19 protein-coding genes and 1 pseudogene are annotated in these 21,794 nt (G+C 38.7%); 11 read left to right on the top strand and 9 right to left on the bottom strand.

Features of this window, described 5'->3' with window-relative positions:
- Nucleotides 1-181: 181 nt before the first annotated feature.
- Together KO561_RS19040 and KO561_RS19035 are read right to left on the bottom strand one after the other, a co-directional pair.
- Nucleotides 182-1,042: a nucleotidyltransferase gene (locus tag KO561_RS19040; RefSeq protein WP_231094887.1), complete on the bottom strand. Its 861-nt coding sequence runs from the start codon at nucleotides 1,040-1,042 to the stop codon at nucleotides 182-184.
- Nucleotides 1,043-1,060: 18 nt separating this feature from the next.
- Nucleotides 1,061-1,351 carry an antibiotic biosynthesis monooxygenase family protein gene (locus KO561_RS19035; protein ID WP_231094886.1) on the bottom strand — a complete coding sequence of 97 codons (291 nt, stop codon included), beginning with the start codon at nucleotides 1,349-1,351 and terminating at the stop codon, nucleotides 1,061-1,063.
- A gap of 115 nt (nucleotides 1,352-1,466) precedes the next feature.
- On the opposite strand from KO561_RS19035, the gene KO561_RS19030 reads away from it, so the two are divergent.
- Both KO561_RS19030 and KO561_RS19025 read left to right on the top strand, forming a co-directional pair.
- On the top strand, nucleotides 1,467-2,237 hold the full coding sequence (locus KO561_RS19030) for a MerR family transcriptional regulator (RefSeq protein ID WP_231094885.1): 771 nt from the start codon (nucleotides 1,467-1,469) through the stop codon (nucleotides 2,235-2,237).
- Between the two features lie 2 nt (nucleotides 2,238-2,239).
- Nucleotides 2,240-3,259, top strand: coding sequence for a C45 family autoproteolytic acyltransferase/hydrolase (locus KO561_RS19025; RefSeq protein WP_231094884.1), 1,020 nt, complete (start codon nucleotides 2,240-2,242; stop codon nucleotides 3,257-3,259).
- Between the two features lie 73 nt (nucleotides 3,260-3,332).
- Here the strand turns inward: KO561_RS19025 and KO561_RS19020 are convergent, their stop codons facing one another.
- The 5 genes from KO561_RS19020 to KO561_RS19000 form a co-directional block, all read right to left on the bottom strand.
- Nucleotides 3,333-4,136, bottom strand: a complete 804-nt coding sequence (locus tag KO561_RS19020) for an SDR family NAD(P)-dependent oxidoreductase (RefSeq protein WP_231094883.1) — start codon at nucleotides 4,134-4,136, stop codon at nucleotides 3,333-3,335.
- A 2-nt stretch (nucleotides 4,137-4,138) separates the two neighbouring features.
- Entirely contained in the window at nucleotides 4,139-4,822 is a 684-nt protein-coding gene (locus KO561_RS19015; protein WP_231094882.1) for an SGNH/GDSL hydrolase family protein, read from the bottom strand.
- Nucleotides 4,823-4,835: 13 nt separating this feature from the next.
- Nucleotides 4,836-5,426, bottom strand: a complete 591-nt coding sequence (locus tag KO561_RS19010) for a TetR/AcrR family transcriptional regulator (RefSeq protein ID WP_231094881.1) — start codon at nucleotides 5,424-5,426, stop codon at nucleotides 4,836-4,838.
- A 156-nt stretch (nucleotides 5,427-5,582) separates the two neighbouring features.
- Nucleotides 5,583-7,427, bottom strand: coding sequence for a monovalent cation:proton antiporter family protein (locus KO561_RS19005; protein ID WP_231094880.1), 1,845 nt, complete (start codon nucleotides 7,425-7,427; stop codon nucleotides 5,583-5,585).
- 255 nt (nucleotides 7,428-7,682) lie between these two features.
- Entirely contained in the window at nucleotides 7,683-9,209 is a 1,527-nt protein-coding gene (locus KO561_RS19000) for a DHA2 family efflux MFS transporter permease subunit (RefSeq protein ID WP_231094879.1), read from the bottom strand.
- A 171-nt stretch (nucleotides 9,210-9,380) separates the two neighbouring features.
- Here KO561_RS19000 and KO561_RS18995 point away from each other — a divergent pair, with 171 nt between their 5' ends.
- Both KO561_RS18995 and KO561_RS18990 read left to right on the top strand, forming a co-directional pair.
- Nucleotides 9,381-10,280 (top strand): TetR/AcrR family transcriptional regulator, encoded by a 900-nt coding sequence (locus tag KO561_RS18995; RefSeq protein WP_231094878.1) that lies wholly within the window; start codon nucleotides 9,381-9,383, stop codon nucleotides 10,278-10,280.
- 91 nt (nucleotides 10,281-10,371) lie between these two features.
- On the top strand, nucleotides 10,372-11,538 hold the full coding sequence (locus tag KO561_RS18990; RefSeq protein WP_231094877.1) for a TraB/GumN family protein: 1,167 nt from the start codon (nucleotides 10,372-10,374) through the stop codon (nucleotides 11,536-11,538).
- 250 nt (nucleotides 11,539-11,788) lie between these two features.
- Here KO561_RS18990 and KO561_RS18985 read toward each other — a convergent pair.
- A pseudogene (locus KO561_RS18985) lies at nucleotides 11,789-12,171 on the bottom strand (helix-turn-helix domain-containing protein); the annotation flags it as partial.
- Between KO561_RS18985 and KO561_RS18980 the strand changes: the two are divergent.
- From KO561_RS18980 to KO561_RS18950, 7 genes are all read left to right on the top strand, one after another.
- Nucleotides 12,138-13,172: a DUF3231 family protein gene (locus KO561_RS18980; RefSeq protein ID WP_331000812.1), complete on the top strand. Its 1,035-nt coding sequence runs from the start codon at nucleotides 12,138-12,140 to the stop codon at nucleotides 13,170-13,172. The pseudogene KO561_RS18985 and the gene KO561_RS18980 sit on opposite strands and share 34 nt — an antisense overlap.
- A 157-nt stretch (nucleotides 13,173-13,329) precedes the next feature.
- The gene (locus tag KO561_RS18975; RefSeq protein ID WP_231094875.1) at nucleotides 13,330-13,953 is read left to right on the top strand and encodes a bifunctional 4-hydroxy-2-oxoglutarate aldolase/2-dehydro-3-deoxy-phosphogluconate aldolase; all 624 of its coding nucleotides are present in this window, start codon (nucleotides 13,330-13,332) and stop codon (nucleotides 13,951-13,953) included.
- 389 nt (nucleotides 13,954-14,342) lie between these two features.
- Nucleotides 14,343-15,200 carry a BglG family transcription antiterminator LicT gene (gene licT, locus KO561_RS18970; protein WP_231094874.1) on the top strand — a complete coding sequence of 286 codons (858 nt, stop codon included), beginning with the start codon at nucleotides 14,343-14,345 and terminating at the stop codon, nucleotides 15,198-15,200.
- Nucleotides 15,201-15,730: 530 nt separating this feature from the next.
- A complete protein-coding gene (locus KO561_RS18965) occupies nucleotides 15,731-17,032 on the top strand; it encodes an ABC transporter substrate-binding protein (protein WP_231094873.1) in 1,302 nt (433 codons plus the stop codon).
- 112 nt (nucleotides 17,033-17,144) lie between these two features.
- Nucleotides 17,145-18,005, top strand: coding sequence for a carbohydrate ABC transporter permease (locus KO561_RS18960; RefSeq protein WP_231094872.1), 861 nt, complete (start codon nucleotides 17,145-17,147; stop codon nucleotides 18,003-18,005).
- Nucleotides 18,005-18,820, top strand: coding sequence for a carbohydrate ABC transporter permease (locus KO561_RS18955; RefSeq protein ID WP_231094871.1), 816 nt, complete (start codon nucleotides 18,005-18,007; stop codon nucleotides 18,818-18,820). Before KO561_RS18960 ends, KO561_RS18955 begins: the two co-directional genes overlap by 1 nt.
- A 111-nt stretch (nucleotides 18,821-18,931) precedes the next feature.
- Complete coding sequence (locus tag KO561_RS18950) at nucleotides 18,932-19,972, top strand: LacI family DNA-binding transcriptional regulator (RefSeq protein ID WP_231094870.1); 1,041 nt, start codon at nucleotides 18,932-18,934, stop codon at nucleotides 19,970-19,972.
- 245 nt (nucleotides 19,973-20,217) lie between these two features.
- On the opposite strand, the gene KO561_RS18945 is transcribed toward KO561_RS18950, so the two are convergent.
- Nucleotides 20,218-21,447, bottom strand: a complete 1,230-nt coding sequence (locus KO561_RS18945; protein WP_231094244.1) for an IS110 family RNA-guided transposase — start codon at nucleotides 21,445-21,447, stop codon at nucleotides 20,218-20,220.
- Between the last annotated feature and the right edge of the window lie 347 nt (nucleotides 21,448-21,794).

Below are 21,794 nucleotides of genomic sequence, written 5' to 3'. Positions count from 1 at the left end.
TTAAGCTTTAGTGCTAAAAACAAGGCATGGTGATGGTGGTGGGATAGGGGATATAAGGATTCGTGTCTTTTGATTCCACGTTTATCTTCACTTAAGGGTCAACTCACCTTTCCTTTTACTTTAAATGTACAGGGCAACGAAAAAGCAGTAAGTGATATAAGTCATAGATTGTCTAAAAGTACTAGACATCCTCTTTCTGGTACAGCCTTAAGTTCTCTAGCTTGTGAGGGTTATGGATGCGAAGCCACCCGTCAGCTTCTCCAGCCATCCAAGCCCCAAAAGAAGAAAGAAACGAAATCAGTTCATCGATATCCTCTATAGGAGAAATAGCATAAACAAGTGCTTGCTTCATTTCCGATTCTTTCTTCGGAAAATGCTCAGCAAAAAGCCGGTAGGCCGGATACAAGTCTCTCGTGTAGAGATGCTCTTCCTCGATAACTAGCGCTAATCCAGCCCGTACTATCTTTTTCATAATCCAACTACAGCAATCTAAAATATCCTCTGGACCTTCATTGTTCACTAAGTCTTCTTTGGCAGTTCCAATCTCTGTTTTTAAATGAAAAAGATGCTCATTTCCTAGGCTTTTATCGGCACGATACGATGGAAGTCCTTTTGTAATATCTTCCCCATGAATGCAAACGCTATGAGTCTTAAGGATAAAAGGAATCATCGAAAAGTGATCTAACCGCTTTAAGATATCATCCAGTTGATAGAATCCAAATTCTACACCTGTTACAAATGGGAATTTCTCTTTTAACCTTTGACCTTCGGCAGTCTTCCAAGCTAGATCTAGCTCCTCAACAGGTCGAGTGGTAATGGCAATCGTATCTAGATCCGACACTTGGGGAATTCCAAGTTCCCTCGGTACGGATCCTCTAATGTAGAGACTATGAATCTCACTGCCGAGGTGGCTTATATAAACTTTCTTCACTTCTTCAATAACGGGAAGATACCTATCATCAATTTTGCTTAAATCCGCATCTTTCTCAATAAATCCATCCGCATCCGTAGGACAATAATGGCCAATGTTTTGTATATCCAAAGTAAACCTCCTTTTACCCTACAGCACTCTTTCAAAGTGTTCGACTACAGGGAAGGGCTCATAAAAGGGATGCAATAAAGCTTTCCACTGTTGATATTCTTCAGATTGTCTAAACCCATTTGTATGGTCCTCTACGGTTTCCCATTCGACGAGAAGTAAGTATTTCCCTTCTTCCTCTAAACAACGCTGCAACTGATGGGAGATGTATCCTTTTTGAGAGGTAATGAGAGGAGATGCTTGGCGAAAAGCTTCTTCATACTCCTTTTCACTACCTGGTTCAATATGTAAAATAGCTGCTTCTAATATCACTTACTATCACCTTCCCTAAGAATAGTTGATTCATTATAGCAAATTAATATAAATAATTCTTGACCTTAAAGTAACTTGAAGGTTTATGCTATAGGGAAAGGAAGGGGGCAAATAATTGGCGGGTGATATGTCTATTCAAGTGTTTTCAAACCGAACAGGAATACCAAAAAGCACGCTTCGTTTTTACGAACAAAAAGGTCTTCTAAAGGTGAAAAGAAGAGGGAACAACCGATATCGATACTATGAAGAGGAACAAGTGGAAACGGCCAAGTGGATTGCGAGTTTAAGGACAGCAGATATCTCGATTGAAGACATTCATAGGTACATGAGCTCTAATACAAAAACCCGACATGAACTTCTGACAAAATGGACAAAGGAACTAAAGGTTAAAAGGAGCACACTAGATGTAGGGATAAAGTATTTAGAAAGTTCAAGATACAACAAGATGTTTTACTTAATAGAAAGAACTTCCGAATCCATTATTTGGTTTAAGGAAGAAGCGGAAGTTGGACAATTTAAGGATGCTTTTACAAGAAGACGAGAACAGTTAGAAGAGTGTGGTTTTGAGGTAGGAGATGGTTATCTTACCTATCTCTCAGGAATGGAAACAGTACAAGCGAAGATCGGATTTGCTGTTATAAAATTCTCCTCAAAGCCTTTACCAGTGGATGCTTTCCTTGAACAAATGCCAGCTCAAAGTTGTATCCTTATAACGTTTGAAAAACCAATTCAGGATATAAAGGAAGGGTATGAACAGCTCATGCAATATGCCTGGCAGAATGAATGGTATCCAGCTGGTTCTATATATGAATGGTATCATGGCGACGGATGGCAGGATTTAGACATTGTGCTGCCGGTCTTTCAAATCAATGGAGAGGAGAACTAGGTATGAAAAAAGAATTAGTTGTACCGATTGTCAGGTTGGAAGGCAGTTATAAACAGATTGGGAAAGCACAAGCAAACCAAGGACAATGGAGCTTGTTTGAACAGCAAATGGACTGGTATAAATCTATGGCTAGACATTCCGATGCGTCGGAGGCCATTCATTTATTAGGGACTTATGCTCCTTTTTTAGTAGAAGAGATAACAGGGTTAGCAGATCAATTAGACATGAGCCTACAACAAGGAGTTCAAATTTTTAGTGGATACGATATGCCTTTTCCGGAGATGGGGTGTTCAGCATTTATTCACAATTCTTTCTATGCACGAAACTATGATTTCAGTCCAGACTTATATGACGGAAGGCTTGTGATAATGAAGCCCGAGAACGGGTTTGCTAGCGTAGGATTCAGTCATCAGCTAGTAGGACGCCTTGATGGCATGAATGAAAAGGGATTAGTGGTTGGCCTTCATTTTGTAAATGATGTTCCTTCCAAGAAAGGATTCTTAGCTCCCACCTTAGTCCGAATGGTGCTAGACCAATGTGCGACAACGGCCGAAGCAATAGATTTATTACGAAAGGTTCCCCATGGATACTGCTATAATTTTTCAATACTCGATAAGATGGGGGAAAAAGGTGTCGTAGAGGCAGCTCCAGATCATGTAGCAATCAGACGCGGAGAAACACTTGCTTGTACGAATCATTTTCAATCCAACAACTTAAAAGCTAAAAATCGAACGAACATTACGGGCTCTCAACAAAGAATTATTGCTTTGGAGGATTTCAGACAATATGACCCTCCATTAGAAGAAGCTTTCCGCCTTCTCAATCACCATGCATCTCCTCTATTTTCCAGAGACTATGACCAATTCTTTGGAACGCTTCATACGGTTGTGTACTGCCCAGACGATCAATCTGTCCTTGTTGGAATTGGCGAGGATACGGATCCAATTCTTATTACATTTAAAAAAGAAGAACGTTTCCCAAGGTGCGCAAAGGGATACCTTGAATATAACGTTGAGAAGTAGTCTCCGCTTTAATAAGTTGATCTTATATTAGTTGCGTTGTAGAGGGAGTGGAGCTTCCTCCCTCTACTTCCTCTTATCTAGTGTTAGCATTTCGACTCACCTTACATACCATCCGCATAAGTGCGCGGTGGGCGGGTGGAAACAGGATAAAGAATATATCCAATGGCCTTCGAAGCGGAATAGAGCTCACGATGACCTTGTTCTTATGAACGCCAGTAATTGCTTTCTTAGCTATCGTTTCTGGAGACATAAGCTTTTGATTTTTAAGCTGGTTAAGGATGTGATTTTTATCAATTTGAATGGCATGGGCACGTTCAAATATTGGTGTATCGACAAACGCAGGACAAAGAGTACTGACATGAATTCCATATGCTTCTGCCTCATAATGTAAGGATGTAGTTAGGCCAACGATAGCATGCTTTGATGTGGCATAAGCGGAAGTGATGGGTCCCGGACCTAATCCTGCTGCTGATGCTGTATTTACAAGATAACCATGACCTTGCTTTTTCATAATGTCATAGGCAGCTTGTGTTCCGTGAATTACTCCCCAGACATTAATATCCATAATATCCTTCCATTGGTCCAGTGTCATATGATGAAGCTCTCCATACATGGCGATTCCTGCATTATTAAAAACATAATCTAGTCTACCATGCTTATTGTAGATGTCGTAATATGTCTGTGTCACTTGAGCAGCATCGGTTACATCTAAATGTACAAATGTAGCAAGATCTCCTAAATCTCTTTCCACTCTCTTTCCGTCCCCTGCATTAATATCCGCCAAATAAACATGAACCTGCTGAGAGCTGAGCTCCTTGCATATTGCTTTTCCAATACCAGATGCCCCACCAGTTACAATCGCAATCTTCTTATCCATCTTCACTCGTCCTCACTTAAAAGGGAATGAAGCTTCTGTTCAAAGGTATCTGCAGCAAGTTGAGCCCCAACACTATTTAGGTGTACACCATCTATAGTCAGTTGTAACCCTCTTTTCTTAGAGAGACGATCTACCTTCGCTGCTTTCTTATAAAAAAGTGCTTCCCAGATCATACTCCCAACTTTTATGTTGATAAAGGATGAGGTTTGAGATGTACCGATTCGATCGCGAAAAACTAGGTGCATAGGTAGGAAGAAAACTTGGTTGCTTTGGGTAGCGAGTTTTTCTATGACTAACGCCATTTGTTGTACGGTCTCATTTTCTTCACTATTCACTTGTTCGCCTACTAATGCAGGTGAAACCAGTACGAGCTTTTTAGATTTAGGTAAAAGAAGGGTGGTTGCTTGTTGATACATATGTGAAAATTCATCGAGGTCGGTACAGACTGGCTGTGCTTGAACACGGAGCAGTTTAGTGAATATGTCATTTACACCAATCCATAGGAAAGTAATATCATAGTCTTCTAGTTCCATCTTTTCTAATCGATTGTATAAGCTTGTTACCGTTTCTCCAGGCTTACCTAGGTTGACAAACGTTATGTCCGAAAACCGTTGTTCCAGTAATGGTGCAAATGCAACTCCTGGTCGTCCTTCTGTTATACTATCTCCAATCAATGCCACTTTCATTTAGAATTCCTCCCTATTTGGTTTTTATGGAAGTTATAAAAATGGTAATAGCTTGCTCGAACAGAGACTCTAAAGTATGGGCTTCTTGACTCTCTGTCAATTGACACAATCCTCCGAGCCATGTTCCTAAAAGAGTGGTCCATTCTTCTACGTTTCCGGGCAAAAACTCACCTTGTCTTATACCTTCTTGAAAAATAGAACGATATGCATTCATGGGGATAACGGCGACTTGCATGATAGCTTGTAGTGTTTCTGGACTTGTATTCGGGTGGGCACCCAATTCTTGACCAGCTCTTAGAAGGGGTGATTGATAGTTATGTAGGACGAATTGGGCTATGCCGTGCAATTTGTCTTCTGCTGTTTGTAGTTTCATTTGTTGTATCTCCCACTTACGTTTCCAATCATCCATGGACTGCAAAGCAAGCTGAGCAAATAATTTTTCCTTGTTTTCGAAGTGATAGTAGATATGTCCTTTACTGTGACCGGATGTTTTAGCAATGTCTGAAATGGATGTCTGGTTATAGCCTTTTTGTGTAAAAAGGAGCGATGCGTGGTGGGCGATTTCTTTCTTTACCTGTTCACTATCATAGCGTCTTTTTGACAATAATGGTTCTCCTTTCCTTAAATTAGAACAATCGTTCTAATTTAATTATAAACATAAATTTTCTCTTGTATAGAGATTTTGGGAAATAGACATAATTTTGCCATAAAAAAACCCCTCTGCCTATGTAAAGCAGAGAGATTCTATCCTTGTTATCTTTTATTCCATTGCATCGCGTAAATCACTAATACTATCCTGACCACCAGTTACAATTAAGCGATCTCCTAACCGTAGCTCGGTGTCCCCATGAGGAACAAGTGACTCGGTATTACGGAAAATTCGAACGATAATGGAATTTCCAAGAATACGAAGGTCACGAAGCTTCATGCCATCAAACTCAAGATTACCAACAGAAACCTCTTGCAGCCCTTCCTCAGTAGTTGTAAATATTCCTGCAATGTGTGGCGATTCAATCATCGCTTTCATCATTGCTTTTGTCGAGAAGAAGGAAGAGAATACGTTAATACCTTTTTCTTTTAAAGGGGTACTAAGATCTGGTGTTTCAATCCTACTTATAATGGTTTCAACCCCTTGCTCCTGGGCGAATAAAGCTAAATCGTAATTTCGTTGATCTTCGTTTGTCGTAACGACTAATATATCTGTATCAAAAACACTTTGTTTCAGCAGTTCATCCTCTGTAAAACTACCAATGTGACGAACATCAAAATCAGATGCAGCTTCGTCTAAATCAATTCCATTTTTCTTAACGTGAAATAGACAGACTTCATAGTGGCTCTTATCAAGCTCCTGAGAGATTGGTAAAGTTACTTGATTTGCACCCACTATTTTTACGCGTTTCTTTTTCGTAGCCATTTCCTGTAACGGGAAGACTTTCTTAAAAAGAATTGGTGTGATAATACAAGCGATGATGGCTAACAAAATAAGAGCGGACGACATTCTGTTATCAATAACTCCAATTCTTTCCCCTACTTTTGCTGCTGCAACAACTAGGGATAGCGTGGAGGTTAGAAGGAAGCCAGCCCCTGCAACGGTTCGCCAATCATACCACCTACGTAACACCATGACTGGGAAGAACTTCGAAATTAACAGTCCGAGAAATAATAACGGAATTAGCAAAAAGACCATAGAGTCTTCGAACAATGCCCAAATATCTAACTCCACCCCAACCATTACGAAGAAAATCGGGATTAAGAATCCATATCCAAAAGAATCTAATTGATGAATCGTTTCCTTATTAGGAGATAGTAAAGAGACAAGTACCCCAGCTAAGAAGGCACCTAAAATATTCTCGGCGCCGAGTGATTCAGAAAGTCCTACTAACACCATCAATAAAGTAAAGATAGCGCGGGTACCAATTTGAATGGTTCCGGTCGATAATGCTTCGAAAAAAGATTGCTTCTTTTGGAAGTACTTTCCGACAAAGTATAGAAGTACCCCAGCTAAGAAAAGCAATAGAAGAAGCCATGTGTTCCCTTCTGATTCATAAAAAGAAACGAATACAGCTAGTAGGATCATGGTTACAAGATCGGCGATAACCGAAATAAGTAATATGATTTGTCCAATTCCTGTCTTCATAATCTCTACTTCTTTTAGAGTTGGTACGACAACTCCTAGAGAAATAGTTGAAATGACAAGTGTCATGAAAAAGGCATTTTCTACAAAGCCCATGAGTTGAAGGGCTAGTGAGATAGCGTAGGAAAGAATTAAAATAAATAAAAAAATCACAGAGGAAACGAGAAACCCATTAGGCTCTAGTTTTCCGTTTGGTAATTTCGCCTTTTTCTTTTTATTGGAGAAAATGGAGAAATCAATTTCTACCCCGCTTAAAAACATTAAAAAGATAAAACCGAGTGTTGATAATATATCTATCCATGGATCTGGGGATACGATGTCAAATCCACTTTTACCTATAATTAACCCGATGATGATTTCCGCGACAACTACCGGGATTATATTTAGTCGTAATTTTTTCAGTAAAATCGGTGTAAGGAATGCAGCAACTAATACGACAATTAAGGATGTTACTGAAGTGTGTCCTTCCATGTAATGCCTCCTTTAAAAGGATATTCAAAAAGCCCGAAAAATCATTTTTTCTCTCTTTTGAACTCCAATTTAGAACAAATGTGAACTTTAATATACTATATCGCTATTTGGTGTTGCAAATGCTTTACTTATGGCATAAATAAGTGGATGAAAAATGTGGGTTATAATGAGGTCTTTTAAAATAAAGGCTATCCATGGAAGTCCTTTTTCTTTTGGATAGCCTTATACAGTATTTTGAAATGTTACATATAAATATTACTCAGTTACTACATGTGATGCAACTGTTGAAGCATTTTCCTCTGGGGTCTCAGGTAAATGTTTTGGACGTTTAATGAAAAATGCTAAAGCAAGCGCAACTGCTGCAATAAACATGGACACGAAGAACGAGAAGTTAATTCCATTTAACATAGCTTGATTGGTAATTTCTTGTTGCATAGCCGCTGCTGCTTCCGGAGTTAGTTGCGTTGCCCCGGCATTTGCCATGGCATCAGCTGCTAGTTCTTCGGCACGTGCCTCTGTGCGGTTGTTCATCACGGTAATAAGAAGGGCAGAGCCAATTGCTCCAGATACTTGTTGTAGCGTATTGTTCATAGCTGTACCGTGTGGATTCTGATGCATAGGTAAAGCATTCAAACCATTTGTCATAACAGGCATCATCACCATCGACATACCGAACATACGTAAAGAATATAGGACAACTAAGTTTGTGTATGTGGTTGTCATGCTAAGTTCACTAAACAAATACGTCGTAATGATTGTAATCACTAATCCGATAACCGCCAATATTCTTGCACCAAATTTATCAAATAAACGACCAGTAATCGGAGACATAATCCCCATTAAAATGGCACCTGGAAGCATTAATAAACCTGATTCAAATGGATCAATACCACGAATCGTTTGGACATAGATAGGCATTAAGATCATTCCAGAGAACATCGCAATCGAAATTACGATCGAAATCGCAGACGATAAAGCGAACATCGGGTGTTTATAAATGCGGAATTCCAACATTGGATCATCCATTTGGAGTTGACGTAGGACGAACCATACAAGAGCAATTACTCCAGCAATAATTGTTCCATAGACTTGTGGGTCATCCCATCCTTTATCTCCCGCAAAGCTAAATCCGTAAAGAAGGCCGCCAAAACCGATACTGGAAAGAATAAGGGAAAGCACATCTAAGCGAATAGCTCGTTGAGGCGTAACGTTTTTTAATTTGAAAATCGACAGAATCAATGTAAGAACAGCAAAAGGTAAGACGATATCAAACAGCATTCTCCAGTCATAATGTTCAACAATCCAACCGGATAACGTCGGTCCTAGTGCAGGAGCTGTGATCATAACCAAACCAAATGTACCCATGGCTGCACCACGTTTTTCCACGGGGAAAGCGGTAAGCATGACATTCATGAGCAAAGGCATCATGATAGCTGAGCCTGATGCTTGAATCATTCTAGCTGCTAAAAGAACAGAAAAGGACGGTGCTAAACTAGCAAGTAACGTACCGGCTGTAAATAAAGCCATTGCCGTGATAAACAAGTTTTTGTTGGTAAAGCGTTGAATAAAAAATGCGCTAGCAGGGATTAAAATACCGTTTACTAGCATATACCCAGTAGATAACCATTGCACAGCAGTAGGTTCAACCTTGAAATCACTCATAATGGAAGGTAAAGCTATATTTAATAACGTTTCATTTAAGATCGCTACAAATGCACCAATAAACAAGATGGATATCATCGCATATGGTGGTTTTTCAGGAATCGAATGTTGTGTAGACATAATGTCTCATTCCCTCTTTCTTAATAATTAATGGTAAGTACTTAAAGTATTCTATACTGATGGTCTAAAAAAATCAACATTAATTTCATTAAGTTTTAATAAAGGTTTGATAAATAAGGGCTTTCATTCTAAAATAGAAATAGACTTACGTTCTAGTGAAGGGGAATTGCGATGAATGCTAGGAAGAAACAAATTATCGATGCAGCACATTACTTGTTTACTGAAAAAGGGTTTGTTAACACGTCCATCCAAGAAGTTTTGGATAAAGCGGGAGTGGCAAAAGGTACATTCTACAATTATTTTTCCTCCAAATCGGAGTGTCTGATAGCAATCTTAGATTATGTAAAGGAAGAGGGGGATCAAAAGCGGGCAGAGCTTGCTTATGGAAAGCCTAAAACCGACGAACAAGTTTTTGCGGAACAACTTGCAGTTAGGATAAATATGAATCGTCAGTACAGGCTGTTTGGACTTTTTCAAGCTGCCTCTATATCTATAGATAAGGAATTCCAAGGCTATGTCAAAAATCAACATGGTACGGAGTTGGATTGGATATCTAGAAGAATAGTAGAAGTTTATCCGTTAAAGGATGACCGGTTTTGTTTAGATTATGCAACCCTGCTAATAGGTATGATCCATCAACTGATTCATGTGTGGTCCATGGGAGCGGAGAAAGAAGTAAAGGTAGAAAAAGTGATTCAATATGCATTATCACAATTACGGTTTATTATACAAGGGGACCACTCCTCCATGACTCCATTTTTTGATCGAAGCTGGTTAATCTATAACAATTTAGATCAAGTTGATAGCTCTAGTTTGAAACAGCAGTTAGTTTCCTTGATCCAGGATACTGTTCGTAAAATGAATAAAATAAAGGGGACAAATACTCTTGAATATTTGCAGTTCTTAGAGGAAGAGTTAGGTAAGGAAAATCCACGACACTTTCTAATCGAGAGTGTCGTTCTAACGATGTCCCATCATCTGGAGTCTTCTAGTCTTGAACATGAAGTAAAACGGGTGGAAGCTTTAACTTGGAAGTGGTTAGAAAACGTAAAAAAAGAACAATCCTCATAAAATATATAAGATGTTCCCATTATAGAGTGATTCATTCTATAATAAGAAGAAAAGCAGTAGAGCATGACGAAGGCTCAAAAGGAAGGTAGATATGTCAGAAGAAAACATAACGAGAATAGACTTGGGCGAGAAACAAGTTATTTTGATTGGTACTGCGCACGTATCTAAACATAGTGCGGAACAGGTTAAGGAAGTCATAGAATTGGAACAACCCGATTCGGTCTGCGTGGAATTGGATGAGCAAAGGTATCAATCCATCACGGAAGGCAACAAGTGGAAGGATATGGACATTTTTAAAGTCATAAAAGAAAGAAAAGCTACGCTTCTACTCATGAATCTAGCTATATCTTCCTTTCAGAAAAGAATGGCCAAGCAATTTGGGATTAATGCAGGTCAGGAGATGATTCAAGGGATCGAGTCAGCAAAGGAATTAGGAGCGAATCTTGTCTTGGCTGATCGAAATATTCAAGTTACGTTTTCCCGTATTTGGCATAGTGTCGGTATGTGGGGAAAAGCGAAACTTCTAATGGAAATTATATTTAGTATTTTTAGCAAAGAAACGATTTCGGAAGATGAGCTAGAGCGCTTAAAATCTCAGGACATGCTGGATGCCATGCTTCATGAATTTACGGTGCATTTTCCGCGTTTAAAAACCCCACTAATTGATGAGCGAGATCAATATTTAGCTCAAAAAATAAAAGAGGCACCAGGAGAAAAGGTAGTTGCTGTAGTCGGGGCAGCCCATGTTCCGGGTATTAAGGAAGAAATTCATAAGGAACAAGACCTAAACGTTATTACAAAAGTTCCGCCGCGATCGAAAGTACCGAAGATTATTGGGTGGTCTATTCCTGTTCTAATATTGCTGATCATTGCCTACACATTTTGGGCAAACCCATCGGCGGGTCTTCAACAAACAATTAGTTGGGTTCTATGGAATGGTTCGTTTTCCGCGATAGGTGCGATTATCGCATTGGGTCATCCGCTGGCTATATTAACTGCATTTGTAGCAGCTCCGATTACGTCATTAAATCCGTTAATCGCGTCAGGATGGTTTGCTGGAATTGTACAGGCTTATTATCGTCGCCCTAATGTTAGTGATTTTGAAACATTATCGGAAGACGTTTATAGTGTGAAAGGGTTCTGGGGGAATAAAGTGACCCGTTTTTTATTGATTGTGACACTATCCAATCTGGGGAGTTCTATTGGTACGTTTATCGGAGGGATAGACGTTATACGGGTATTTTTAGACAATTTATAAGTTGTAAAAATCGTTCGTTTAAATAATTTCTTCGTAACCGTGGAGAAATAAAAGTAGCCTAAATCGCATTTTGATTTAGGCTACTTTACTTTTTGAATGGAAATTGCTTTTAATAAAGACTTGGCGCTGTTAAATAATAGTGTTGATTTACCATAATGAAATGACATTTAATTTGATTCTTCTTCAAATCCTTAAAATATATCTAACTAAAGCATCGTCCGTGTTCTGTTTAATCATAAACTTTGTTGATTTAAATGTAGTTTTCTCTCCGTCGATTTATATCCACTCTAGGTGAAAAACCGAACATGCGAGAATATTCTTGACTGAATTGCGATTGGCTTTCGTAGCCCATCTTGAATGCAACATCAGCTACAGTGATGACTGAGCTAATATCAAACGCCTAGCTTCCTGCAATCTCAATTGTTTTTGAAACTGAATCGGGCTCATAGCAGTTACCTCTTTAAAATGCCGGTGAAGCGAAGTTGCACTCATATTCGCTATATCTTCTATTCTAAAGGGTTTTTCGTAGTTATTTATGATATGTTCGATTACGTTTTTAATGCGGAGGGTGTTGCTACCTTCTAACGCAATTTGTTCTAGTGCTTCCCCGTGTGGACCTTGTAGAATCCAATAAAAATCAAAAGTTAGTTTCATCTGAACTAGGTGACTTATTTGCGAGTTACCTTGGGGATTCCTTATTTGCTTGTGTCTTTGAACATCATCTACAAGTGGTTCAAGATGATGAAGTAAAAAGATTTCTTGAATTCGCCTTAGCAACTTCAAGAAAACATTTAGATATGTTGAAAGAGATTTTCACGAAAGAAAATATACCTGTGCCAGTAGGTTTTGGACAGCAAGATATTAGGAAAGATGCCCCCCGACTGTTTAGTGATATTTTTGTTGTATTTTACACAACTGAAATGGCTAGATCTGCATTAGTAACTTATGGAAGCGAACTTTCGAGTGCATCCAGACAAGATATTATTGAGTATTTTAAAATGTGTTTGAATGACTCAGTCATAATATTCGAAAAGGGACTTCATTTATTGAAAGGGAAGGGAATGAATATCACTGCTCCCTCTATACCTTATCCTAAGAAAGTGGATTTTGTTGAGAAGAAATCGTTTATTTCAATGATTGCTGGAAAAAGTCGTCCATTAACTGGGTTGGAGATTAAACATTTACAGGTCAATATCAACACAAATATAGTGGGTAAAGCGATGATGTTAGGATTTAGTCAAGTCGCCTCATCGGATAAATTAAGGAAGTATTTCCAGCAAGGAGCACAAGTAGCAGATAGACAAATTAAAGAACTAGGAAAATTTCTTTTAAGTGAAAATTTGCCTGTACCATCTACTATGGATGCTTATGTTACGGATTCTACAACACCACCTTTTTCAGATAAATTAATGCTTTATCATACATCCCTTGCGAACGGCATTGGTATTTCAAATTACGCTGTTTCCAAAATTATGCGTCATGGTTTACATGCTCAATTTGCCCTTCTTACAGCGGAAATAGTAAAATACTCGAATGATGGAATGAACCTAACGATTGAAAAGAACTGGTTGGAAGAACCGCCTACGGCTGCGGATCGAAAAGAAATTTCAAAAAACTCCCCTGGTGGCAATTAGTAGATATAGTAGGTTATGTCCATTAAATTATGATTAAAGTTAATTGGCTGTTCTGTTTTAGCGTAGATTGGATTATTATGTTGAGACCGGTATAATGAAGGGGAGATTAACAAAATAGTCGGTACAGATGATTAAAATGGGGAATGGGGGAATGATCATGGATGTGGCGGTGCTTACGGAAGTGCCAATTATTCCGGTGCTAAGGAAAATGCCATATGAAAAAAGCGCTTCCATTATTCAAGCGCTAGTGGATGGGGGAATTCGGTCCATCGAAATAACGATGGAGTCCGAAGGCGCTGAGCTAATGATCCAAGAAGCGAAGGGGAACTTTGGAGATCAGATCATTGTAGGAGCTGGTACGGTTGTGACAAAAGAGGATTGTCGGCGTGCGATTGATGCAGGTGCGCAGTTTGTGGTCTCTCCTATTTTGGATGAGGAAGTTGTTCGATACGCGGCTAGTCAAGACGTTCCGATGATTCCTGGTGTTTTTACTCCGAGTGAGATGGTGAAGGCTACACAATGTGGTGCACCAATGGTGAAGGTATTTCCAGCATCTGTGTTGGGACCGGAGTTTGTTAAAGATGTGAAAGGTCCTCTGCAAGATATACCGATCATGTGTACAGGTGGTATTACACGTGAAACAGCAAAGGCTTATTTAGATGCAGGTGCAGTTGCTGTAGGAGCAGGTGGTTCTCTTTTGAAGAAGGACTTCATTTCTAACGGGGATTATGAAGGAATTACAAAAGAAGCTAGAAAATGGCTAAGTATGATAAGTGATTGATAGGTGGGGACCATTTAGAACGCCTCTTGTTTTTTGTTTCTATGTATCTAATTAGATTAAACAGTGATGGCCCGCGGCTATGAGGCAAGGGCTCCCTTCTGAAAATGAAGGTGGAGTTGTCTTCCTTGAGGACCCATCTGGTAACCGAATTAAATTATCGGTTAATGAACAATATATGAGCAGTCATTGACAGGCTTTAAAAAGCGTGGTAAAAATAAAGTAATCGCTTCCAAAAAATATTATAATTTTATGGATTGTTACTGTACGGCAGGCAAAACCTAAATTTGTTCTATAAAATCCTTCTTTGGTATTTTATAGGGTGAGTTTGGGTTTTTTATTTTCTTTTTTCAAAATACCGATTAAAATTCTGTTATAAGGGCTGAGTCAGATTGGAAATTAAAAAAATATTGAATAACAATGTTGTGATGACAGAAAAAGGGGATAAAGAAATAGTTGTCATGGGTAGAGGGTTAGCCTTTCAAAAGAAAGTAGGCGAAGAAATAGATGCGTCTAAAGTTGAAAAAACCTTTGTCTTAGAAAACTTCGGGATTTCGGAAAAATTAGCAGAGCTACTTCGTGATACTCCTGAAATTTATTTGGATTTATCCTATCGTATTATCGACTATGCCAAAACCCAGCTCAGCTATAAATTGGATGACTATTTGTACGTTGCTTTGACCGATCACCTTAGTTTTGCAATTAGTCGCCACAAACAAGGCATTGATTTGAAAAATGCTTTGATCTGGGAGATTAGAAAATTTTATAAAGTAGAGTTTCAAGTCGCCCAAAAAGCCCTAGGCATTATTGAAGAGGAAATTGGTATTCGATTAGGAGAAGACGAAGCCGGTTCCATTGCTTTACACTTGGTGAATAGCCAGATATCTGGTGAAAACATGGCTGCCGCTGTACAAGTAACCCAAATGGTGAATAACATCTTAAATATTGTGAAATACCACTACAGTATGGATTTAGACGAGAGCTCAGTGAGTTATGAGCGATTCCTTACGCATTTACGTTTCTTTGCTCTTCGATTTATACGTCAAGAGAGGTCTCAAGATAGCTCGGATGATTTCTTATATGAGCAAGTAAAAAACAAATATGAAATGGCATTTCAGTGTAGTGAAAAGATTGCATCTTACATTGCTTCGAGCTATAAATTTCAAATACCCTCAGAAGAAAAAATATACTTAACGTTGCATATACATCGAGTTACAAACAGGCAAGAGCATGATAATAAAAAGCATTAGGATTGTTACGGATTTGAAGGCGCGCTAGAACGCGCTTATAAGATAGCTTCTATTAAAACAAGGATGACTGAGTCTAATTAACGGAGAAGGAGAGCTCTATTTCAGAGCCCTCCTTCTTTAGTTGAAATTGAGCATACGTTTGCCTTTAGAACATATATATTTAGATGATGAATTATCTAGAAAATCCATCAATTAGCTAGTATTTTCAGAACGAGATTGTAAACGGATACAAAATTATAAAGAAAATTAAATTGTTGATATATCAATGTTTATAAAGGGCTATTAGATAACGATTTTTGAAAAAATGAACCAATTTCAAAAAAATAGGTTGCTCTTCTTTTGGGGCTGTGCTAGAATCAAATCATGAAATATAGTGCAAAATTAATAGGTAAATGTTGATTTGATCGTTATTTTTTCTTTTTTCGCTCATGAAAGCGCTTATCTTTAGGGTGTTGTACCTTCTTTTTTTGCTTTTTACAGTGCAAACGAATTCACTAAACCATTTACAGATGGAAGAGGAGAGGAATAGGATGAAAAAGAAGTTTTTCTCAAAAGTAGTTCCGGCATTATTTGTATCTAGTATCTTAATCGCTGGTTGTTCTTCTGGAGATGAAGGAGAGTCAGGCTCTGCAGCTGAAGATGAAATTACCCTAAATATTTTCCAAGGGAAAGTAGAATTTAAAGATCAATTCGAAAGCCTTGTAGAAAAATATGAAGAAGAAAACCCTGGGGTTAATATTGAAGTAGAAACAGTGGGTGGTGGTACAGATTATGCGCCCGTACTTAAATCTAAGTTTTCTTCTGGTGATGAGCCAAACATCTTCAACGTAACAGGTCCTCAAGATGTTATTGACTATAAGAAGTACTTAACAGATCTTGCAGACACGGATGCAGCACAAGCGGCTTTTGATGGAACGCTTGCAACGGTAACGGATGGCGAAAAAATCTTAGGGCTTCCATTTAACCAAGAAGGGTATGGACTTATCTACAATAAAAAAGTGTTTGAAGAAGCAGGAATTGACCCAACGTCTATCCTTTCTTATGAAGACTTAGAAGCGGCTGTTAAAACAATTGATAGCCAAAAAGAAGATTTAGGTCTAGAAGCAGTGTTTGCCCTTCCAGCAAAAGAAGCGTGGGTACTTGGTGATCACTTAGCTAACGCTTTCCTGGCACCTGAATTTAATCACGATGTTATGGAATCTTTTAACGCGGATACGGTGACTTTTGAAAAAGGCGCTGAAATGAAGAGATTCCTAGATTTACAAAATGAGTATTCTGTACAACCTGTGTTGAGTTTAGATTACTCTCAACAAGTAGAAGAGTATTTCTCTTTACAAAAAGTGGCGCTGATTCAACAAGGAAACTGGATTTTCCCATCTGTTGAGCAAATGGATCCAGAGTTCGCGCAAAACATTGGTGTATTACCAATCCCAGTTGAAGGCTTTGAAGGAAGCATTCCTGTAGGGGTTCCTAACTATTGGGCTGTAAACAACAATTTTGATGAAGAAGTTGTGCAAGCATCGAAAGATTTCTTAGATTGGATGTACACTTCTGAAACAGGTAAAGATTTCGTAATAAATGAATTTAAGTTCATCCCTGCGTATGAAGGGTATGACACAGAAAAGATTTCAGATCCATTATCTAAAGATGTCTACGACTATGCATCTAATGGAAAAACGATTGGCTGGATCTTCGCTGGTTACCCAAGTAACCCATGGGGTACTGGAGTAATTGGACCAAACATGCAAAAGTATCTTGCAGGTGAAATGACTTGGGAAGAAGTAGAAGCAGATGCAATTGCGAAATGGGAAGAAGCTAGAGCACAACAATAATTTTAGGTAAGGATGCAGCTAACAAAGCAGAAGTGCTTTGTTAGCTGTGCTTATAACGAAATGGACTCTGCGTAACATCTTGGGTTAGGTGAAACACATCGGAGGGGATTTTATGCGAAATCGAGATCTATCATTCTGGCTGTTTTTGACACCAGTTTTATTAGGATTAGGTCTTGTTGTTATTTTACCGTTACTATACGGGACGGTTTATTCCTTTACAGATTGGAATGGCCTTACGGCGAACAAGTTTTTAGGATTAGATAATTATAAGAGATTACTAGAGGATGAAGAATTTCTTAATTCTATATGGTTTACCATTAAGTTCTCGGTTGTATCTGTTATTCTTTTGAATGTACTTGGTCTTGGTTTGGCTCTTTTAGTGACACGTCAGCTTAAATCAAGCAATTTTTTAAGAACCATTTTCTTTATGCCTAACTTAATTGGTGGTTTAATTTTAGGGTTTATCTGGCAATTTATTTTCGTTAGTGTATTTGAGGATATTGGAGCAGCGCTTCAAATAGAGGGTCTTCAAGGATGGTTATCGACAACATCAACTGGATTTTGGGGACTTGTAATTCTTACTTGTTGGCAAATGGCTGGTTATATCATGATCATTTACATTGCCTATCTGCAAAATATACCAAAAGAATTAATTGAAGCAGCCAAAATTGATGGAGCTAATAGCTTTCAGCGTTTCCGTACTATTACATTCCCACTTGTTGCGCCGGCGTTTACGGTTAGTATGTTCTTAACATTATCATCATCTTTTAAGATATACGACCAAAACCTATCATTAACAAATGGTGGTCCTTTTGAATCGACACAAATGGTTGCGATGGAAATCGTTAAAACAGCGTTTAGTGCGAATGAGATGGCGTATGGTCAGGCGAAGGCAGTCGTCTTTTTTGTCATTGTTTCTATCATTGCCCTAACGCAAGTTTACTACAATAAAAAACGGGAGGTCGACATGTAATGAAGAGCAAACGTAATAACATTATAGTTGGAATCATCGGTATCTTGCTCGCCTTGTTGTGGCTGTCCCCGTTTTATTTAATGATTGTAAACGCGTTTAAGACGAAGCGTGAGATTTTTACGGATGTATTAGGTTTTCCAGAAGGGTTAACCTTTGAAAACTTCAGTGAAGCCTTTGTAGAATTGAACTTTTTAAACTCCTTACTAAATTCCGTTATTATAACCGTTGTTAGTGTGGGAATCATTATTATTTTCTCGGCAATGGCTGGTTACGCATTAGCAAGAAATAAAAGTAAACTTAGTGCTGCATTACTGCTTTTATTTGTTTCCGCGATGTTAATTCCGTTTCAGTCTGTCATGATTCCGCTCGTTTCTATATTTGGTCAGGTGGAAATGTTAAATCAGGCTGGATTGATCTTTATGTATTTAGGGTTCGGTTGTAGTTTATCGATTTTCTTATACCATGGAGCTATGACGGGAATATCCACCTCACTAGACGAGGCGGCTATTATTGATGGAGCAAACAAATTCCAAACATTTTGGCATATCATTTTCCCATTGCTTAAGCCAATCTCCGTAACGGTAGGTATTTTGAATGTTATTTGGATTTGGAATGATTACTTACTTCCGTCTTTAGTACTAGGAGAAGATAATGCAACCATTCCGTTGCAAATGTTTTTCTTCTTTGGTCAATACACGAAGCAATGGCATTTAGCGCTTGCCGGGTTAACGATTGCGATTATCCCAGTTATAATTGGGTATTTCTTTGCGCAAAAGCAAATCATCGAAGGAGTTTCCGAGGGTGCAGTAAAATAAAGGTTGTCGATAAACCATTTTCCATGTAACTATAGAACTTCTAGACTATTTGCATTACAATCATGATAGAATAGTGAATTCGGTTTCATGATGATGGAAGAAGGTGTAGGAATGGCAGTAACGATTAAAGACGTTGCAAAGGCGGCTGATGTCGCACCCTCAACAGTTTCGCGTGTTATTTCGGATAGCCCTAAAATCAGTGAAAAAACGAAACGAAAAGTACGGAAAGTCATGGATGATCTAGGGTACCATTTGAATTTAAATGCGCGTGTTCTTGTGCAGCAATCTACGCAAACAATCGGGATTGTAATGAAAAACTCAACAAGTGAATCCTTACACAATCCGTTTTTTCCAGAAGTGTTAAGGGGAATAAGTGCGTTATGCAATAAACAGGATTTTAGTCTAACAATCACAACAGGAGAGTCGGAGGAATCCATTTTCCAGGATGTTGTAAAGATGGTTCAAGGAAAAAGAGTGGACGGTATGATTGTTTCCTACTCGAAGAAATACGATAAGGTTGTACCATATCTGTTAAAGTGCGGTATTCCTTTCGTGGTTGTGGGTAAACCGGTTTCCAATGCGAGTGAAATCATGTATGTAGATAATGATAACGTTCAAGCAGCAAAGGAAGCAGCAGAACATTTAATACAGCTCGGCCACACGCAAATTGGCTATATCGGAGGGGATCCTGAATTTGAACTATCAGATGCCCGTTTGAATGGTTTCAAAGAAGCGATTCGTCAGCATCAAATTCATATCCCAGAAAGCTATGTGAAAAATCCAGATGAGACGGTATCGATCCAGCAAACTGTTAGTGAATTGATGGACTCACCGACGCCGCCAACTGGTCTAGTTGTTACCGATGACTTAACGGCACTGAACGTATTGCTTGCTTTAAGAGACAAGGACATCCTTGTTCCAGAGGATGTTAGTGTGATTAGCTTTAACAACACGATGATTTCTAAACTTTCTACGCCTCCATTAACATCGGTGGATACACAAATTTATCAGCTTGGTTATGAGTCAGCGCGTTGTTTAATCGAGGAAATAAAAGACCCATCAACATTTAAGAAGAGTGTTATCATCCCGACGATAATCAAACAAAGAGATTCCAGCATTGCATATAAGCCTAAACGGGGGAAGTCTGTTTAGGCTTCAGTGAAAACCGATGCAAATTTTTTTAAGAATAAGTGCAAACGATTTCCCTTTTGTTGCATTAAAGCAGACTTAAGCAGGTATTTTTAGTTGTAAAGACCTGCGGTAATATGTCAAGTCAAAATTAATTAAATATTTGATTATCAAGGTCCAAATTTATTAAAAAAGGCAACACGAAACTAGACCAGTAAAATATGTAAATTACTGGGAGTTGCGAAAAGGATTTAGAAGCTAGTTATGCTTCATTCATTCACGCTCCTTTTCGACGTGTAGACTTGGTGATTGCGTAGTAGCGCATCAACCAAACGTACTAATTTTCTTGCGGTTAAGACGAGTGCCCTTTTATGTTGGTGTTTTGGTACTTCTTTGTATTTCTTCGCGTAATACTCTTGGTACTCAGGAACTTGTCTTCTTACCGAGTTGGCGGCTTCAACAAGGTAATATCTAAGATACTGATTCCCATTACGAGATAGCGAAGTATCTTCAGCTGTAAAGCGTCCTGATTGATTTTTACGCCAATAGAGGCCCGCGTATTTAGCAATCTTTGTCTCATCATCAAAGCGTTCAATTTGGCCAATTTCAGCAATAATGCCAGCAGAAAACACAGGTCCAATGCCAGGGATAGTTTCAAGTGTTTCGGTTAATCCAGCCATGATTCGTTTTATGGCTTTATCAATCTCTTTTATTTGTTTCTGAAGTGTGCGAATCACTTCAATAGTGGTGCCAAGGATGAGATCAATAGAATCTTCAACAACCTTATCTAATCGATAGGAAGAACGGACAGCTTTTTGAATGGATCTCGCTACACATTCGGGATCTCCAAAACGATTTTTCCCTTTCTCTTGAAGGAATGCAGCTAGATCTTCCAATGGCATTTGTGACAGTTCTTCCAAGCTAAATTTCTCGAAAAAGAGTTCCATCATCGCATTACCAAAAACGGAAGAGTCCACTTCCTCTTGAAAGGTATTGCATTTGAAACTCAAGTGTTGGAGAAAGTGCTGCTTTTCTTTTGTCACTTGATGAACGAGTTGATATCTTGAGCGTGTAAGTTGTTGGAGCGCTATATATTGGCTCTCTTTAACAACAGACATATTGGCCCGGCCAAAGCGAAGATAATCGGCGATAACAAACGCATCAATCTCATCGGTTTTGTCCATATCGCTATAACTCTTCTTAAAGTTCTTTATCTGTTTGGGATTCATAACAAAAACTTGTGTACCAAGTGCCTTGAGTGACTCGTCATTATGAAAAAACATAGATGGATGAAAGCTATAAACCGACGTAGACTCAAGACCGATTTTGAGTGTATCAACCTTTTGGCCTTTTACACACTCTAATATAGAATTTCGTAATTCTGTAGCACCTGGTAAATCATTGGATACGGTGAAGGTTCTGAGTTTGTCTCCTTCACCATTTAGTAAACAAACCTTGATATCAAAAGAACTAACATCTAATCCAGCAAATAATTTCATGGGGGATACCCTCCTTTCAAATGAGAATCATTGGTACTTGTTTCTTGGACGCCCTGAGATATCCCTAGTGTGAACGCCGATCAGCAACCTCGTGTATCAGTACTATCCTTGGTTCGAAAGCCGCCCTAGAGCTACTAACATCTAGGTTCGAATACCAAGGTGCACAGCCTGCGAGTAGGAAGTTCCGCACGTACACTGGGAAACAGTCTTGAAGTGTGGTCGAGCCACAGGAGGAGAAAGAATTGTCCCAAATGATCCTAAAACCATTATCTAGAAATATCTCAGGGTGTCCAAGACTTTTTGACATAGAAAGCAGGGAAATTGTAAAGATTGAAGGCTCTTAATAG

Source organism: Radiobacillus kanasensis (assembly GCF_021049245.1).
Classification (GTDB): domain Bacteria; phylum Bacillota; class Bacilli; order Bacillales; family Amphibacillaceae; genus Radiobacillus; species Radiobacillus kanasensis.
This window is presented reverse-complemented; position numbering and strand designations above follow the sequence as displayed.

Coding starts and splice junctions, on each gene's coding strand:
- KO561_RS19025 (WP_231094884.1), top strand. CDS start 2,240: ATGAAAAAAGAATTAGTTGTACCGATTGTCAGGTTGGAAGGCAGTTAT.
- KO561_RS19020 (WP_231094883.1), bottom strand. CDS start 4,136: ATGGATAAGAAGATTGCGATTGTAACTGGTGGGGCATCTGGTATTGGA.
- KO561_RS19015 (WP_231094882.1), bottom strand. CDS start 4,822: ATGAAAGTGGCATTGATTGGAGATAGTATAACAGAAGGACGACCAGGA.
- KO561_RS19005 (WP_231094880.1), bottom strand. CDS start 7,427: ATGGAAGGACACACTTCAGTAACATCCTTAATTGTCGTATTAGTTGCT.
- KO561_RS19000 (WP_231094879.1), bottom strand. CDS start 9,209: ATGTCTACACAACATTCGATTCCTGAAAAACCACCATATGCGATGATA.
- KO561_RS18995 (WP_231094878.1), top strand. CDS start 9,381: ATGAATGCTAGGAAGAAACAAATTATCGATGCAGCACATTACTTGTTT.
- KO561_RS18990 (WP_231094877.1), top strand. CDS start 10,372: ATGTCAGAAGAAAACATAACGAGAATAGACTTGGGCGAGAAACAAGTT.
- KO561_RS18975 (WP_231094875.1), top strand. CDS start 13,330: ATGGATGTGGCGGTGCTTACGGAAGTGCCAATTATTCCGGTGCTAAGG.
- KO561_RS18965 (WP_231094873.1), top strand. CDS start 15,731: ATGAAAAAGAAGTTTTTCTCAAAAGTAGTTCCGGCATTATTTGTATCT.
- KO561_RS18960 (WP_231094872.1), top strand. CDS start 17,145: ATGCGAAATCGAGATCTATCATTCTGGCTGTTTTTGACACCAGTTTTA.
- KO561_RS18955 (WP_231094871.1), top strand. CDS start 18,005: ATGAAGAGCAAACGTAATAACATTATAGTTGGAATCATCGGTATCTTG.
- KO561_RS18950 (WP_231094870.1), top strand. CDS start 18,932: ATGGCAGTAACGATTAAAGACGTTGCAAAGGCGGCTGATGTCGCACCC.
- KO561_RS18945 (WP_231094244.1), bottom strand. CDS start 21,447: ATGAAATTATTTGCTGGATTAGATGTTAGTTCTTTTGATATCAAGGTT.